The sequence below is a fragment of the Sphingomonas guangdongensis genome, from assembly GCF_900199185.1.
GTDB lineage: Bacteria > Pseudomonadota > Alphaproteobacteria > Sphingomonadales > Sphingomonadaceae > Sphingomonas > Sphingomonas guangdongensis.
Map to the genome: position 1 here is coordinate 1,366,300 of NZ_OBMI01000001.1, position 14,009 is coordinate 1,380,308.

Sequence of the window (14,009 nt, forward strand, 5' to 3'; positions counted from 1 at the left end):
TGTACGAGCGACGGCATGACCAGTATTCCAGCCGCACTCTCCGGGCTCAAGGCGGCGCTTGCCACTCGCGACCGATCGGGCGTGAACCGCGCCGCCCGCGACCTCATCCGCCTGCGTGCACCGCTCGGCGGGCAATGGCGTGCAATTGCTACCGTTCTGATAGAGAACGGCGAACTTAGCGATGCGCGCCGTGCCATCGACCTCCTCGCCGCCGCCACCGGTCACAGCGCGCTCGGCCGCTTTGCACAGGCCGAGGTGTACGCCCAGACCGGCCGGCTGGCGGATGCGCAATCCATTCTCGCGAGCGTGCCGGCTGACGTGCCCGACCCACTGCGCCACGCCTATCTGTGCGGTACGCTGGCCCTCAACCAGGGTGACCTAGAAAGCGCTCGATCCCATCTCAAGCGGGCCGTCACGGTGGCGCCTACGTCAGGTCGCAGCTGGCTGACGCTCGCGATGATCGGCCCGGTTCCGGAAGAGGATGGCGCTGCGATGCTGGCCCTAGAGGACGTGATGGCATCTGCGCCGCTCGCCGACCGGGGCGCCTTCTTCTACGCCCTGGGCAAGTCCTTGGCTGAGCAAGGGGATGCTGATCGCGCCTTCACCGCTTACGCGACGGGGGCGTCCGCAGAGCGGGTGGCACGAGGCGGTGCGGGTGGGATCGATCGCGACGGCGCGGCGGGAGGACTGGCTTGGACGTCCGCGCAACTCGCCGCGCTGCCATCAACTGGTGCTGCCTCTACGCGCACGATCATCGTGACCGGGCTGCCTCGCTCCGGCACCACGCTGATCGAGCAGATCCTAGCGGCCCACAGCGCCGTTGTGGGCGGAGAAGAGCTGTCGATCCTGCGGCAATCCGTCAGCATGCTTGGTGGCAGCGGACCGGATACGATCGGCGTTGCCAATGCCTCTCGCCTGACGGAGGCGCGGACGCTGTATGATCATCTTCTTGCACAACGCTTCGGAAATGCCGGCCGCGTCGTCGACAAGACGCTGCTTGGCGGCCGGCACATGGGCGTGATTGCTGCCTTGATGCCAGACGCTCCGATCATCTGGGTTCGTCGCGACCCGCTCGATAACGCCTGGTCGATCTTTCACACCTACTTTCAGGCAAACCTGAGCTGGACCTTCGACCTGGCAGAGATCGCCGAGCAGATGCGGTTGGAGGATGCACTACATGCTCACTGGCGCGCGCTGCGGCCGGAGCGTATTCTGACAGTCGACTATGCGGCACTGGTCAGCGATCCTGCAAAGCAGATTCCCCGGATCGTCGAGCACTGCGGGTTAGCACTGGAGCAGCAGCAGCTCCGACCGGAGCGAAGCGGGCGAACCGTCACCACGGCGAGCGTGACGCAGGTCCGGACACCGATCAACACGCGGGCGATCGGCGCAGCACAACCCTTCCGGAAGCACTTGCAGCCGTTCCTCGATGCTTACGGAAGAGGTTGAGCATCGGGCCTTGTCCCGAATGAGCGCAGAGCCGCGCGCTTGAAAGCGTTTGCTTCCGTTAGTTCCGCGTTGGTAAGGGTGACGGCGGAATTGCTGCACAGCAGCATTCCCGGGGTGAAGCTGGAGCATGCGACCGCAATGACCGACAATCCCGTCAAGCTCGTCCGGCCCAAGCGCCACGGCGATGCGCGCGGCTGGTTCACCGAGACGTACAACCGCGACACCTTTGCCGCGCTCGGCATCTCTTGCGTGTTCGTGCAGGATAATCATTCGCTTTCGGGACCGGCGTTCACCTTGCGCGGGCTGCACTTCCAGGCGCCGCCGCGCGCGCAGGACAAGCTGGTCCGCTGCATCCGCGGGCGCATCTTTGACGTTGCGGTCGACGTCCGACGCGGCTCGCCTACTTATGGTCGGTGGGTCGGGGCCGAGCTGTCGGCGGAGAATGGCGACCAGCTGTTCATCCCGGTCGGCTTCGCTCACGGCTTCGTGACGCTGGAGCCCGACTGCGAGGTGACCTACAAATGCTCGGACACTTATGCTCCTGACGCGGATGGCGGGCTTAGCTGGGACGATCCCGACATCGCGGTCGACTGGCCGCTCCCGCCGGGTCGAACGCCGGAGCTGAGCGCAAAGGACGGCAGGCAGCCGTCACTGGTCGGGTTCGACAGCCCCTTCCCCTATGACGGCCGCCCGCTCGGCCCGCTTGCCTGAAGGAATCGCGATGCGCATCCTCGTCACCGGCGGGGCCGGCTTCATCGGCTCGGCGCTGGTCCGTCACCTGATCGCGAACACCAGCCACGAGGTGCTGAACTTCGACAAGCTGACCTATGCGGGGACGCTGTCGACGGTCGAGGAAGTAGCGGAATCGAACCGCTACGGCTTCGTCCAGGGCGATATCTGCGACGCGGCGGCGGTGCGCGCCGCGCTCGCCGAGTTCAGGCCGGACGTCATCACCCATCTGGCGGCGGAGAGCCACGTCGATCGCTCGATCGACGGGCCCGGCGCGTTCGTGCAGACCAATCTGGTCGGCACCTTTGTGATGCTGTCCGAAGCACGCAGCTACTGGCAGGGCCTGGACGAGGGCGCGCGGGACCCGTTCCGCTTTCACCACATCTCGACCGACGAGGTGTACGGTTCGCTGGGTGAGGACGGGCTGTTCACGGAGGAGACGCCGTACGATCCGCGTTCGCCCTATTCTGCGTCGAAGGCCGGGTCCGACCACCTCGTCTCCGCCTGGGGGCACACCTATGGTCTGCCGGTCCTGATCACCAATTGCTCGAACAATTACGGACCGTACCACTTTCCGGAAAAGCTGATCCCGCTGATGATCGCCAAGGCGCTCGATGGCGAGCCGCTGCCGGTCTACGGTGCGGGAGATCAGGTGCGCGACTGGCTGTTCGTGGAGGATCACGTCCGCGCGCTGCAGGCGGTGTTCGAGCGCGGCGCGATCGGCCGCACCTACAATGTCGGCGGCCATAACGAGAAGCAGAACATCCAGGTGGTGCAGACGATCTGCGCCATCCTCGACCGGCTCGCGCCACGCGCCGACGGGCGACCCTACGCCGCGCAGATCACCCACGTCGCCGACCGACCCGGGCACGACAAGCGCTATGCGATTGACGCGACGCGGATCGGCGAGGAGCTCGGCTGGCGCCCGCAGGAGACGTTCGAGAGCGGGATCGAGAAGACCGTGCGCTGGTACCTCGACCACCAGGACTGGTGGCGGCCGCTGGTCGCCGCCAAGGCTTCCGAGCGGCGCGGCATCGCCTGAGCCATGGCGGGCGCGGTCCTCGTTACCGGTGCGGCCGGACAGCTCGGGACCGAGCTCGCCCGCGCGGACTGGCCGGCGGGCTATGAAGTCGTGGCTCTCGACCGTGCCGCACTCGACCTGACCAACCCCGCCGCGATCGCGACAATCGTTGCGTCACGCGACTGGGCCGCGGTCATCAACGGGGCCGCCTACACCGCGGTCGACCGCGCCGAGGGCGACCAGGTCGCCGCGTGGCAGGTCAACGCGCTCGCCCCCGCCGCCTTTGCCGCCGCGTGCAAAGAAGCGGGCGTGCCACTGGTCCAGGTTTCCACCGATTACGTCTTCGACGGCAGCAAGGACGCCGCGTGGACGGTCGACGATCCGGTCGCCCCGCTCGGCGTCTATGGCGCATCGAAGCTCGGTGGCGAGCTCGCGGTGCGGACATCGGGCGCGCGCCACGCGATCGTTCGGACCGCCTGGGTGGTATCCGCGCACGGCAGCAATTTCGTCAAGACGATGCTGCGGGTCGGTGCCGAGCGCGACGTGCTGCGCGTCGTCGACGATCAGCGCGGCAGCCCGACCGGGGCGGCTGACCTGGCCGCGGCGCTGCGCACGATCGCGGTGCGGCTAGCCGAGAACCCGGATGCGCCAACCGGCACCTTTCACTTCGCCAACGCCGGCGCGACCAGCTGGGCGGGCTTCGCAAGCGAGATCTTCCGGCAATCGGGGTTGCGTGGCGGACCGACCGCACGGATCGAACCGATCGCCACGGCCGACTACCCGACCCCGGCGCGCCGCCCGGCCAACTCGCTGCTGGCAACGGACGGCCTGGCGGCGTTCGGCATCACGCCGCGGCCCTGGAGCCAGGCGCTCGGCGACATCCTCGACGAACTGATCGGAGCAGCGACGTGAAGGGCATCATCCTGGCCGGTGGATCGGGCACGCGGCTCCACCCCGCGACGCTGGCGGTCAACAAGCAGTTGCTGCCGGTCTACGACAAGCCGATGATCTACTATCCGCTGTCGGTGCTGATGCTGGCCGGCATCCGCGACGTGCTGATCATCTCGTCACCCGAGTTCCTCGGCAACTACCAGCGACTGTTCGGGTCGGGCGAGGCGATCGGCTTGGCGATCAGCTATGCCGAGCAGCCGCGGCCGGAGGGGCTGGCGCAGGCGTTCACGATTGGCGCGGACTTCATCGGCGACGACCATGTCGCGCTGGTGCTGGGCGACAACATCTTCTTCGGTGCGCACCTGACCGATCTGCTGGCGAGCGCTGTCGCGCGGACCAGCGGCGCCACCGTGTTCAGCTACCAGGTCGAGGATCCGGAACGCTACGGCGTGGTCGAGCTGGCGGGCGACGGTCGCGCGATCAGCCTGGAGGAGAAGCCGGCGGCGCCAAAGTCCAATCACGCCGTCACCGGCCTCTACTTCTACGACAACCGCGTGGTCGAGATGGCGCGCAACCTCCAGCCCTCCGCCCGCGGCGAGCTCGAGATCACCGACATCAACCGGCTGTACATGGACGCGGGTGACCTGTTCGTCGAGCAGATGGGGCGCGGCTACGCCTGGCTCGACACCGGCACCCATGACAGCCTGCTCGAAGCTTCCGAGTTCGTCCGCACCATCCAGCATCGCCAGGGCGTGCAGATCGCCTGTCTGGAGGAAATCGCGCTGTTGCAGGGCTTCATCACGCCGGATCAGGCTCGGGAGGCGGGCGAGCGCTTCCGCAAGACCAGCTACGGCCGCGCGATCCTCGACGCGGTGAAGCGTTCAGGTCACGGCTGACGACTGAGCGGCGCGGACTGGCCGTGCAGCGCTGCGGGTAGCGGAAAGGACCCGCTGCTCAGAAGGCGTTGCGGTGGAGCACGACCTTCAGCGTGTTGGCCAGGATGACGATGTCGCGCCAGATGTCCCAGCGGTGAATATATTCCATGTCCGACTGGAGCCGAGCGACCAGATCGACGCGCTCGAGCGTCGCGCCGCGGTGGCCCCGGACCTGTGCCAGGCCGGTGATGCCGGGCTTCAGCTGGTGGCGTAGCCAATAGGTTTCGTCGACCTGCCAGAACAGCTGGTCGCCCGCGAGCGAGCCGAGCGCATGCGGGCGCGGGCCGACCAGGCTCATGTCGCCGAGCAGGACGTTAAACAGCTGCGGCAGCTCGTCGATGCTGGTCTTGCGGATGATGCGGCCGACCCGGGTGATGCGATCGTCATCGCGCGACGCGGAGCGCGTGCCGGTCGCGTCGCTGCTCTCCGCGCGCATGCTGCGGAACTTAAGCACCTTGACGTGCTCCCCTGGAACGCTGCCAGTTTGAGCTAGAGTCCGCCTTCGTGAGGAGATGGACGTGAAGAAGACCAGGTTCAGCGAGGAGCAGATCATCGCGGTGCTGCGCGAGCAGGAGGGCGGGATCAAGACCGCTGACGTATGCCGCAAGCACGGCATCAGCAGCGCGACGCTGTATGCATGGAAGGCGAAATACGGCGGCATGGACGTGTCGCAGGCGCGCAAGCTAAAGGTGCTCGAGGAGGAGAACGGCCGGCTCAAACGGCTGCTGGCGGACGCCATGCTCGACAATGCCGTGCTGAAGGAAGTCGCGGCAAAAAACTGGTGAGGCCTGCCGCTCAGCGGAAGGCTGTCGAGCATGCTCGGCAGCTGTTCGGCATCAGCGAGCGTCGGGCCTGTACCATCTTCAGCGTGGATCGGACGTCGGTGCGCTACGCGCCCCGGCGTGGTGATGATGGCGACCTGCGGTCGCGGCTGCGCGAGATCGCGGCGGAACGTCGGCGCTTTGGCTACCGGCGGCTGGGGATCATGCTGGCCCGCGAGGGGCTGGTCATGAACCACAAGAAGCTGCTGCGGCTGTACCGCGAGGAAAACCTGCGGGTCAGACGCCGGCGTGGCCGCAAGCGAGCCATGGGCACGCGAGCGCCTATGGCCTTGCCGCAAGGTCCGAACCAGCGCTGGAGCCTCGACTTCGTCAGCGACACGCTGATCAGCGGCCGTCGCATCCGCATCCTGGCGGTGGTCGACGACTTCACGCGCGAGTGCCTGGCGTTGGTAGCCGACACCTCGCTGTCAGGCGCACGTGTCGCTCGCGAGCTGGACGCCGTCATCGCTGTGTGCGGCCTGCCGCTGATGATCGTCAGCGACAACGGCACCGAGCTGACCAGTCTGGCGATCCTGAGTTGGGCGCAGGAGCGCCCTGTCGAATGGCACTACATCGCGCCGGGCAAGCCGCAGCAGAACGGCTACGTCGAGAGCTTCAACGGTCGTCTGCGTGACGAATGCCTCAACGAGACCCTGTTCGTGTCGCTCGGCCATGCCCGCTCGGTGCTGCGGCTCTGGCGCGACGACTACAACCATGTGCGGCCACATAGTGGTGTTGGCGGGCTGACGCCCGCCGATGCTGCCAAGCGGGTTGTGCAACACCGCCCCGAGCGGCACCATACCAACCCCGGACTCCAGTTATGACCGGTAGAGCTTTGGGGAGCACGTCAGAACCTACGAGATTGATGCCGCAAAGTTGTCTCAGCTTGTCCGAACTGAACCGGGTGCGAAAGCTGGTAGGAGTCTCAGTGGATCGCAACTGCTGCTCCACACTAAAGACGCATAAAATGAGATACTTTGAGGCTTAAGCTATGCTCAATTTTATTCGACGCCAATGACAAAGCGACGGAGCTTGCGTGAAAGACTGCTTAATCCGTCCAGCTTTCTTGCGGCCTCAAGGCGCCAATCTGACTTCCCCGTACGATCACGACTAGGTCACCCAACCGCATCTCCTTGAACACGCGAGCAGCAAAGGCTGTTGGGATGCCGATGCATCCGTGCGTGGCAGCGCCGGCGCGTACATTGCTGCCATGGATTGCCACACCGTCTCCGGTCAGCCGAAGCGTGTAGGGCATCGGTGCATCATAAATGCTGGAGACGTGATCGCGAAACTTTGCAAGGATCGGGAAAGACCCTAGTGGGGTCGGCTTGTGATCGGCACCATACAGCACCACGGCGGTGCCGACCTCGTGATTGCCGCGGAAGACCGACATAATTTGGGCGTCCAAGTCGATTCGCACCCACCTACGTCCGGCCGGCACCTTGTCATCGTTCCAGACAAACTCGCCATAGTGCATCGTGCCCCTGACGTTCAGCACGCTGTCGATCAGCCGGCGCTCACCGCTTGGCAGCACCGCGACGGGCCGGGCAGCGCCGGCGAAAAATGTACGTCCCGTATCCGACGGTAGGTAGAGAGCCGCTCGACCATCGGGCCGCGACGCTTCTAATGACTGATCAAGCTTGAACGCGGCGGCGCCGACTCCGATCGCGGCTCCCACGCCCACGGCGATCGACGACGCGACCGCAATCACGGACAACGCCCGTCGCATCAGACCGACCGATGAGCGTCAGTCTTGCGCGCTCGCGCTCGGCGAAGTGCAGCACCGATTGAGCCGAACCCGATGACCATCATCGCCCACGTGGCCGGTTCCGGAATAGGTGGCGTTGGCTGCGGGATCGCCGGTTCTGTATTTGGCGGCGGCATGGGGATGCCCGGGGGCAAGATCGGAAAGCCGGACGGTCCCGGGAAGATCGGCCCGCCCGGGTAGACCGGATTGACCGGCGAGTCCGTGAATGTGCCACCCGGCAGGTCGATCGGAGCCGTCACTGGCAGGAAGGAGCTTCCGGAAAGATCCACATCCTCGACTGGAAAAATGGGGTCTCTCGTGCGGAGCAGCGGCAGCACGCGCTGCTGACGCGGTGTGCGCCGCAAAGCCAAATCCTTGCCTTTGACCTTGATCAAGCCAGCCTCGCTGCGAAAGCCGGGCGACCGGCCGGCGAGAATTTTGCTCAGTGATTCGCCACGCAGCACCTGACCGACGATTTCCCGCCCAGGCCCGACCAAAACTCCCAAAGAAAGGGCACAGGTAACCGCACAAGCTGCCACCCTGTGGCGCACGGTTTTACGCTTGCTGAAAAACCCCCTCCGCACGTCCTGTATCATCCTTCATCATCGATCCGCGGTCCACGAGATCCTTCCCGTATGCCTCACCAGGTGCAAATCTGCTTCCGTGCATACGCGCAAACTACTGCAATGAAAACCAACGGTTTCCGTTGCTCACCAGAACTGAACGACCAAGGCGTACTATTGTTGCACTGGCGCAATGGCCGCCGGCGACCCGTTCCGATCCGAGACGGTAGCGGCGTTGTCGACGCTTAATGGCTGTGAACGTGAGGATACTCAGTAGCTCTTTCTGAAAGAAACTAACGCCTCAAAGCTCGTCCGGGTCGGAAATGTTAAGGGGTCAGAGGTAAAGCGTGCCTGCTCCCAGATCGGGACGTCCCTTCGCGGCTGCGACGGGAGATTTGGACCTGTGCATCGGGTGCGGTCTGCTCTATATGTTGCACTGCAGTGTAGATGACGAGGACGGAGGGGTATGTCCCATACACTGATTGAGTCGGGTGCGCAGCAGTGGTCGATTATCGGGGTTGGAACGCTGGCTAGACGGGACATGAAGCACCCTGAGCGGCCGACCTCCTCCGATCTCGGTCAACGGGCATTCGATCTGATCGCAGCGTCGGTAATCGTGTTGGCGCTGCTTCCGTTTCTCGCGCTGATCGCAGTGACAGTAGCTCTTACCAGCCGCGGCCCCATCGTGTTCAGACAACGGCGGATCGGGCGCGACGGAGTGCCATTCCAATGCTGGAAGTTTCGCACCATGCAGGTCGATGCCGAGGAACGACTCACCGACCTGCTCAGCCGTAACGCAACAGCACGCGCCGAATGGGCTCGAGACCACAAGCTGCGATTCGACCCGCGGATCACGCGCGTTGGTTATCTTCTTCGAAAGACTAGCCTTGATGAGCTGCCGCAGCTGATCAACGTTCTGCAGGGACGAATGAGCCTGGTTGGTCCTCGCCCGATTGTGCTTGCCGAATGCGAACGCTACGGGCGGTACTTCCAAGCCTATTGTTCTGTTCGGCCGGGAATTACCGGCTTGTGGCAGATCAGCGGCCGGAATGACGTGAGCTACCGTCGCCGGGTGGCGTTCGATGTCGTGTACAGCAGGCGTCGATCGGTACTTTTGGACTTCAAAATTTTGGCGCTAACCTTACCAAGTGTAGCCTTGCAGAAGGGCGCTTACTGATCGAGCAGTCGACTCCACATCGACGTGCGGTCCATCTTCGCACAGATCGAGTTTAGCGCCGCATGCTGGAACGACTGCGTAAGAGTAACCTCGCTGGGCGATAGCTTTCTCTCTTATGTTTGCAGGACTTTGGGTACAACGTGGCGTAGTTCGCCACGCGACTGACGTGAAATGATCGCTTGTCAGCAGCGGCGCACTCCAACTACAACAGTTGGCAAATACCGCAGCAGTTGGACAACCAGGCGTTTGGGCTGTCGTCGGGATCGACGACTGCCGTAACTGCAACCCGTGAACCGAGAAATGACAACGACGGATCGCTGATACGTATTCTGTGCGATGCTGATTGGCGCATCTCACCCTAGTGCAGCGTCTCGTCAGACGCAGGAGGCGGTCGGCATGTTTAGCTTCAGAAACAGTCAGGCTAAAGCTTAGAGTCGATCCGGACGGACTTACCTTTGACAGAGGACTAGAAAATCGAAGAAAGCGTAGGGTAAGGACATAGTCGGGTGCCGCTCGGAATTCTCAATCCCTGTAGTAGCTGGCGAGACAGACGTCACAGGAAAGATTCTCTGGTCACGGTTGCCACGTAGAGGCCATCGGCGGCTATCCTACGTCTGCGTTTCCTCGAGCAGCCGCTTTCAACGCGACTTGACCAACAACTTCGTTGCGCGAGGCTGGTCTTGCTTGTTGTTTAGACAAAAAGAGAGCGCCGCCGAGCGAAGCCCGGCGGCGCCAATTCACTAGCTATGATACTTCAGGCGGCCGCGAGGACGCTCTTGCGACGACGGTTGCTGCGCAGCGCACCGCCAACCGCACCGAACCCGAAGATCATCATCGCCCAGCTTGCCGGCTCAGGCACCGCAGCTGCGAGCGAGTCGATCTCGAACGCCGACTGGCTCGACGTAAACGTCGCACTCCTAAGACCGGCAGCGCCGCCGAAGTCGTAGCTGACGCGACCGCCCTCATTGGAGTTCAGCCCGTTCGGGAACGACACGGCCTGACCGACGATCGCGGCACCGGCGTACTCGAAGACGCCACCGAGTGCGTCGGTGAGCACCAGCTTGTTGTACGTGTCGAGCGAGCCGAACACGAAGGAGAAGAACTGCACCGGAGTAGTGAAAACCACGGTGTAGCTCGCACCCGTCCCGGTCACGTTCAGGTAAAGGCCATCGGCATTAGCCGGATCGACCGTAACGCTCGGCGTGGTGCCGGAGAAGGTGCACAAACTCGCGTCAAACGCGTTGCCAGTGTTACATCCCGAACCAGCCGGAGGTGTGACGGTCTCAACCGCCCCGAACGGCCCAAGCAGCGCGCCTGTCGGCGTGTACTGTGCACCGTCTGTGCCACCCGAAAAGGTCTGGAACACAGTCGGAGACTGGACGTAGCCCGGCAGCGCTGCGCTGCCCGGGTTGTAGATGATGGTCGGAGCCGCCACAGCCGGAACCGCGAACGTCGCGGCCGCCGACAGAAGTGCGGTAGTCAATAGCTTGCGCATCGTCTCTACCCCTTTGCCTAGTTGATGTGAGCCACCACGGCTCCTTCGCAGGTGCACTAAAAACACAACGACGCTTCGTTGTAAACCGAAAATTAGGAATCTCGCGTGATCACGCCGCTGCCGGACCCGTAATGGTTCGAAATGGTACAAGTTGCGCTTCTAGACATTTGAGTCGCACGAGAGACGTCCGCCCGATGAGGAAAGAGTTTCTGCGGCGAAGCACCTGCGGCGAAGCACCTGCGGCGACTCGAACTTACCAGCCGTAGATTCGAGCATTACAGCGCCTTGCAAGACATTTTCTAAATATCACTAGAGTTATCGAGGATAAACTCACGCGTCACCGACGATCAAAGAGTCCGATGCCGCCGGAGCGTGAGACGCTTGGAGGCAAGTTCGGTTCCCGATCATCGCGCATCATTCAGGGGGGTTAGCGCTGCGGCAATCAGCGCACCGGTGTTCCCCGCATCTTCGACGAGACGATGAACAGACGGTCGCCGCTGTTCACCCGTTTGCCACGACCACCGCGTTGTGCGAAGCAGCATGAACGTGTCATGGCGCCTCGTGCATGCACCTCGGATCGTGACCAGTCATGATGGTTCGCCGAAGCCTGGTGATGCGGCGTTGCGCTAAGTGGATGACGACGGAATGAACTGGTCAGCGATCCGCAACATAATCGTTGGCTCGGTCCTTCTTATGCTGCTCTGCTTCGTATCAGGGCGACCTCAGGTGTTCTCCGATACCAAAGCCTATTACGCATTGGGGCAGGGGGCGGTCGGGGGCTTGCTCCCCCATCGCCCGTCGGCCGAAATGGACGAAACGATCGTGTCGCTTCGCGGCCGATCGATGACGGCAGCGGAGACACGGGCGGAGACTCGGCTCGCATACACCGTTGCCGCGTCCCGCTCGCCATACTGGAGCGGGCTATTCTACCTTGCGGTCGAACTCGGCACCGCATGGCTCGTTGTCGCACTCCAGGCATTAACGGCGGCCGCGACGGTGTGGGTGGCCGCACGCGCATTCGGTGTCGCCCACGCGTACCTTCCGATCGTTGCGGTGCTGGCGCTTGCCACCAGCCTGCCGGTGACTGTCATGTTCCTGATGCCGGACCTGTTTGCCGGACTGGCGATCGTGGCAGCGGGCGCGCTCGTCGGGCGGCGCGTGGCGATCACGCGCGCGGAGATGGCGATATCATTGAGCGTGATGGCGGCAGGCGCGCTGTTCCACACCTCGCATATGCTCCTGCTCGCCGCGCTGGGCGGCGGAACAGCGGTCATTGCCGGCCTCGTGCGGCGCTATCGTAAGCTGTTTGTCCCCGCGTTGGCCGTTTTCTCGGCGGCCATCGTCGGCGTAGCCGGCGCGATCGCCTTTCCCGTGGCGGTGCAGATCATCCGCGGCGAGCCGGTCTACGCTCCCCCTTTTCTGTCCGCCCGGCTGATTGCCGACGGGCCCGGCCGAGCGCTGTTGCGTCAAACTTGCCAGCGCGGGGATGAATGGGGCTGGTGCGCGTACCGCGACCGTCCGCTCCGGGACGTCAACGTGATCTTGTGGGACTCGGATCCTACCGTCGCGACCTTTCAGGCCGCAGATTACCATCTGCGCGTCCGCATGATCCGCGAGCAGCCACGATTCGTGCTGGCGGTGCTGTCCCGTTACCCGGGGCAAGTGGCCGCAAACACAGTTCGCAACGTCGCCAACCTGTTTCTACAATATGGTACCGACGAGATGTTGGGTGACCCGAGCGATCGATTTCAGGATCCGGAGTTCAGGATCTTCAAAAGCATCGTGCCGGGAACGCAGGACTGCGCCGCCGGCACGGCGAGCTGTGCCTCGCGGCTCGATCTCGTGACGCTCGACCGAGTGATCGGTACGGTATTGTTCACGTCCTGGCTTGCACTGGCTGTGCTGCTGGCGTCGCCGGTCGCTCGAGAGCAGTGGGGCAGGGCGATCACGGTCCTACTCGCCGGCATTGCCCTCAACGCGATAATTTGCGGCGCCATCTCAGGAAACGCCCAGCGCTACCAGGCACGATTGACGTGGCTCGTTCCCTTTTTTGCGCTCGCCATCGGCGCCGACGTGCTCCGTCGGCGGCGCACCGCGGGACGCGATCAAGCCAGCCTTCCCGTCATCTACCCGGCGAACTAAGCTTTAGTGGCTGGTCGGCGACAGGCTGCCGACCGGTCCTCCTGTTGCAGGCCGCCCTTGGTGCAGAAGGGCGCGCGACGTCGTTCGTCGAGACCGAGCGGCCTGTCGTGCGACTCGGCCAACGGATCACCAAGGCACATCTCCGTCCCGAGGCGCATTGGCGCCGGCCGAGAGAAGTGCTTAGGTCACCTGGCAGGTCGTCGGACGTCGCCGCCCAAACTGCGCCACCCGATCAGGAACCTGACATCCGGTGCGATCTGCCGATCGTGGTTCCGCTGACCCGCAGCCGATGTCCGGTCGTCAGAAGAACCGCTCACCGACGCGAATGATCTCACCGGGTTTAACCAGCCGGTTCGACTCCGCTTCCAGGTCGACCGTGTATTCCTTGGTGTCGCCGGGCAGCTGGATGAAGACGCGGTCGCGCTTGGCGCGATAGGTGAAGCCTCCGGCCGAAGCGATCGCCTGTCGCAGCGTCAGGCCGTCGGCGTAGGGAAATTGGCCCGGCCGCGCGACTTCGCCGAGGACGAAGAACGGCCGAAAGGTCACGAACTCGGCCGTGACGCGTGGGTCGTTGACGTAGCCGTCGGCCAACCGAGTGCGAATCATTGATTGCACATCGGCCAGCGTCTTTCCCGCAACATCCAGGTTGCCGATCAGCGGAAACGAGATCTGCCCAGTCGTGGTAACGCCGAATTCGCCGCTCAGCCGATCCTCGCTGAATACGGTGATCCGCAAGCGATCGCCCGGCGCCAGCACATAGCTCGACCGGACGGTCTCGCTTGCGCCGGCGACCGGCGCGGGAGGAGCTGGCGGAGGATCGTTTGCGCAAGCGCTTGCCAGCATCACCAGGAGCAGCCCGAGCCAGAGTTGCGCCAAGCGCTGCACCATCGAAATTCCCCTTGCCTGAACACGCACGTCGCCGCCTCAGCAGTAAGCGCCACCCTTCAGCGAGGCAAGGGACGCTATTGTCCGGTAAGGGCACAGCCAAGACGCGATCCGCATATACTGCAGGGCTCCAGCGCGGGTGCAGCATGACTGT

The 14,009-nt window shown here is 63.8% G+C and carries 13 protein-coding genes; 8 read left to right on the plus strand and 5 right to left on the minus strand.

Going from position 1 to position 14,009, the window contains the following annotated elements; all coding sequences use genetic code 11:
- Window positions 1–15 precede the first annotated feature (15 nt).
- The 5 genes from CRO12_RS06695 to rfbA all read left to right on the plus strand — a co-directional run bounded on the left by CRO12_RS06695 (window position 16) and on the right by rfbA (window position 4,986).
- Window positions 16–1,449: a tetratricopeptide repeat-containing sulfotransferase family protein gene (locus tag CRO12_RS06695; RefSeq protein ID WP_097063146.1), complete on the plus strand. Its 1,434-nt coding sequence runs from the start codon at window positions 16–18 to the stop codon at window positions 1,447–1,449.
- Between the two features lie 138 nt (window positions 1,450–1,587).
- Window positions 1,588–2,160, plus strand: coding sequence for a dTDP-4-dehydrorhamnose 3,5-epimerase (gene rfbC / locus CRO12_RS06700; protein WP_097063400.1), 573 nt, complete (start codon window positions 1,588–1,590; stop codon window positions 2,158–2,160).
- Window positions 2,161–2,170: 10 nt separating this feature from the next.
- Entirely contained in the window at window positions 2,171–3,220 is a 1,050-nt protein-coding gene (gene rfbB / locus CRO12_RS06705) for a dTDP-glucose 4,6-dehydratase (protein WP_097063147.1), read from the plus strand.
- A 3-nt stretch (window positions 3,221–3,223) separates the two neighbouring features.
- Entirely contained in the window at window positions 3,224–4,111 is an 888-nt protein-coding gene (rfbD, locus tag CRO12_RS06710) for a dTDP-4-dehydrorhamnose reductase (RefSeq protein ID WP_097063148.1), read from the plus strand.
- Entirely contained in the window at window positions 4,108–4,986 is an 879-nt protein-coding gene (rfbA, locus tag CRO12_RS06715; protein ID WP_097063149.1) for a glucose-1-phosphate thymidylyltransferase RfbA, read from the plus strand. The genes rfbD and rfbA overlap by 4 nt, the downstream gene beginning before the upstream one ends.
- A gap of 58 nt (window positions 4,987–5,044) precedes the next feature.
- On the opposite strand, the gene CRO12_RS06720 is transcribed toward rfbA, so the two are convergent.
- On the minus strand, window positions 5,045–5,641 hold the full coding sequence (locus CRO12_RS06720) for a sugar transferase (protein ID WP_097063401.1): 597 nt from the start codon (window positions 5,639–5,641) through the stop codon (window positions 5,045–5,047).
- Between CRO12_RS06720 and CRO12_RS06725 the strand changes: the two genes are divergently transcribed.
- Window positions 5,544–6,670 (plus strand): IS3 family transposase gene (locus CRO12_RS06725; protein WP_245858232.1). Its coding sequence is split into 2 segments (ribosomal slippage): window positions 5,544–5,793 and window positions 5,793–6,670, totalling 1,128 coding nucleotides; the frame shifts between segments, so codons are not numbered across the junction. The genes CRO12_RS06720 and CRO12_RS06725 overlap by 98 nt on opposite strands.
- Before the next feature lie 224 nt (window positions 6,671–6,894).
- Here CRO12_RS06725 and CRO12_RS06730 read toward each other — a convergent pair.
- Both CRO12_RS06730 and CRO12_RS06735 read right to left on the minus strand, forming a co-directional pair.
- Window positions 6,895–7,557: a L,D-transpeptidase family protein gene (locus tag CRO12_RS06730; protein ID WP_245858233.1), complete on the minus strand. Its 663-nt coding sequence runs from the start codon at window positions 7,555–7,557 to the stop codon at window positions 6,895–6,897.
- 17 nt (window positions 7,558–7,574) lie between these two features.
- Window positions 7,575–8,189, minus strand: coding sequence for a PEPxxWA-CTERM sorting domain-containing protein (locus CRO12_RS06735; protein ID WP_097063151.1), 615 nt, complete (start codon window positions 8,187–8,189; stop codon window positions 7,575–7,577).
- 508 nt (window positions 8,190–8,697) lie between these two features.
- On the opposite strand from CRO12_RS06735, the gene CRO12_RS06740 reads away from it, so the two are divergent.
- Window positions 8,698–9,333, plus strand: a complete 636-nt coding sequence (locus CRO12_RS06740) for a sugar transferase (protein ID WP_097063403.1) — start codon at window positions 8,698–8,700, stop codon at window positions 9,331–9,333.
- Window positions 9,334–10,087: 754 nt separating this feature from the next.
- Here CRO12_RS06740 and CRO12_RS06745 read toward each other — a convergent pair.
- Window positions 10,088–10,828: a PEPxxWA-CTERM sorting domain-containing protein gene (locus tag CRO12_RS06745; protein WP_097063152.1), complete on the minus strand. Its 741-nt coding sequence runs from the start codon at window positions 10,826–10,828 to the stop codon at window positions 10,088–10,090.
- A gap of 726 nt (window positions 10,829–11,554) precedes the next feature.
- Here CRO12_RS06745 and CRO12_RS06750 point away from each other — a divergent pair.
- Window positions 11,555–12,970, plus strand: a complete 1,416-nt coding sequence (locus CRO12_RS06750) for a hypothetical protein (RefSeq protein ID WP_144033536.1) — start codon at window positions 11,555–11,557, stop codon at window positions 12,968–12,970.
- A 300-nt stretch (window positions 12,971–13,270) separates the two neighbouring features.
- Here CRO12_RS06750 and CRO12_RS06755 read toward each other — a convergent pair whose 3' ends face one another.
- The gene (locus CRO12_RS06755) at window positions 13,271–13,858 is read right to left on the minus strand and encodes a polysaccharide biosynthesis/export family protein (RefSeq protein ID WP_097063154.1); all 588 of its coding nucleotides are present in this window, start codon (window positions 13,856–13,858) and stop codon (window positions 13,271–13,273) included.
- Window positions 13,859–14,009: the final 151 nt, after the last annotated feature.

Excerpts from the sequence above, each read along its gene's own strand:
- CRO12_RS06695 (WP_097063146.1), top strand. The coding sequence starts at position 16 with ATGACCAGTATTCCAGCCGCACTCTCCGGGCTCAAGGCGGCGCTTGCC.
- rfbC (WP_097063400.1), top strand. The coding sequence starts at position 1,588 with ATGACCGACAATCCCGTCAAGCTCGTCCGGCCCAAGCGCCACGGCGAT.
- rfbB (WP_097063147.1), top strand. The coding sequence starts at position 2,171 with ATGCGCATCCTCGTCACCGGCGGGGCCGGCTTCATCGGCTCGGCGCTG.
- rfbD (WP_097063148.1), top strand. The coding sequence starts at position 3,224 with ATGGCGGGCGCGGTCCTCGTTACCGGTGCGGCCGGACAGCTCGGGACC.
- CRO12_RS06720 (WP_097063401.1), bottom strand. The coding sequence starts at position 5,641 with ATGCCGTGCTTGCGGCATACGTCAGCGGTCTTGATCCCGCCCTCCTGC.
- CRO12_RS06735 (WP_097063151.1), bottom strand. The coding sequence starts at position 8,189 with ATGATACAGGACGTGCGGAGGGGGTTTTTCAGCAAGCGTAAAACCGTG.
- CRO12_RS06740 (WP_097063403.1), top strand. The coding sequence starts at position 8,698 with ATGAAGCACCCTGAGCGGCCGACCTCCTCCGATCTCGGTCAACGGGCA.
- CRO12_RS06745 (WP_097063152.1), bottom strand. The coding sequence starts at position 10,828 with ATGCGCAAGCTATTGACTACCGCACTTCTGTCGGCGGCCGCGACGTTC.
- CRO12_RS06755 (WP_097063154.1), bottom strand. The coding sequence starts at position 13,858 with ATGGTGCAGCGCTTGGCGCAACTCTGGCTCGGGCTGCTCCTGGTGATG.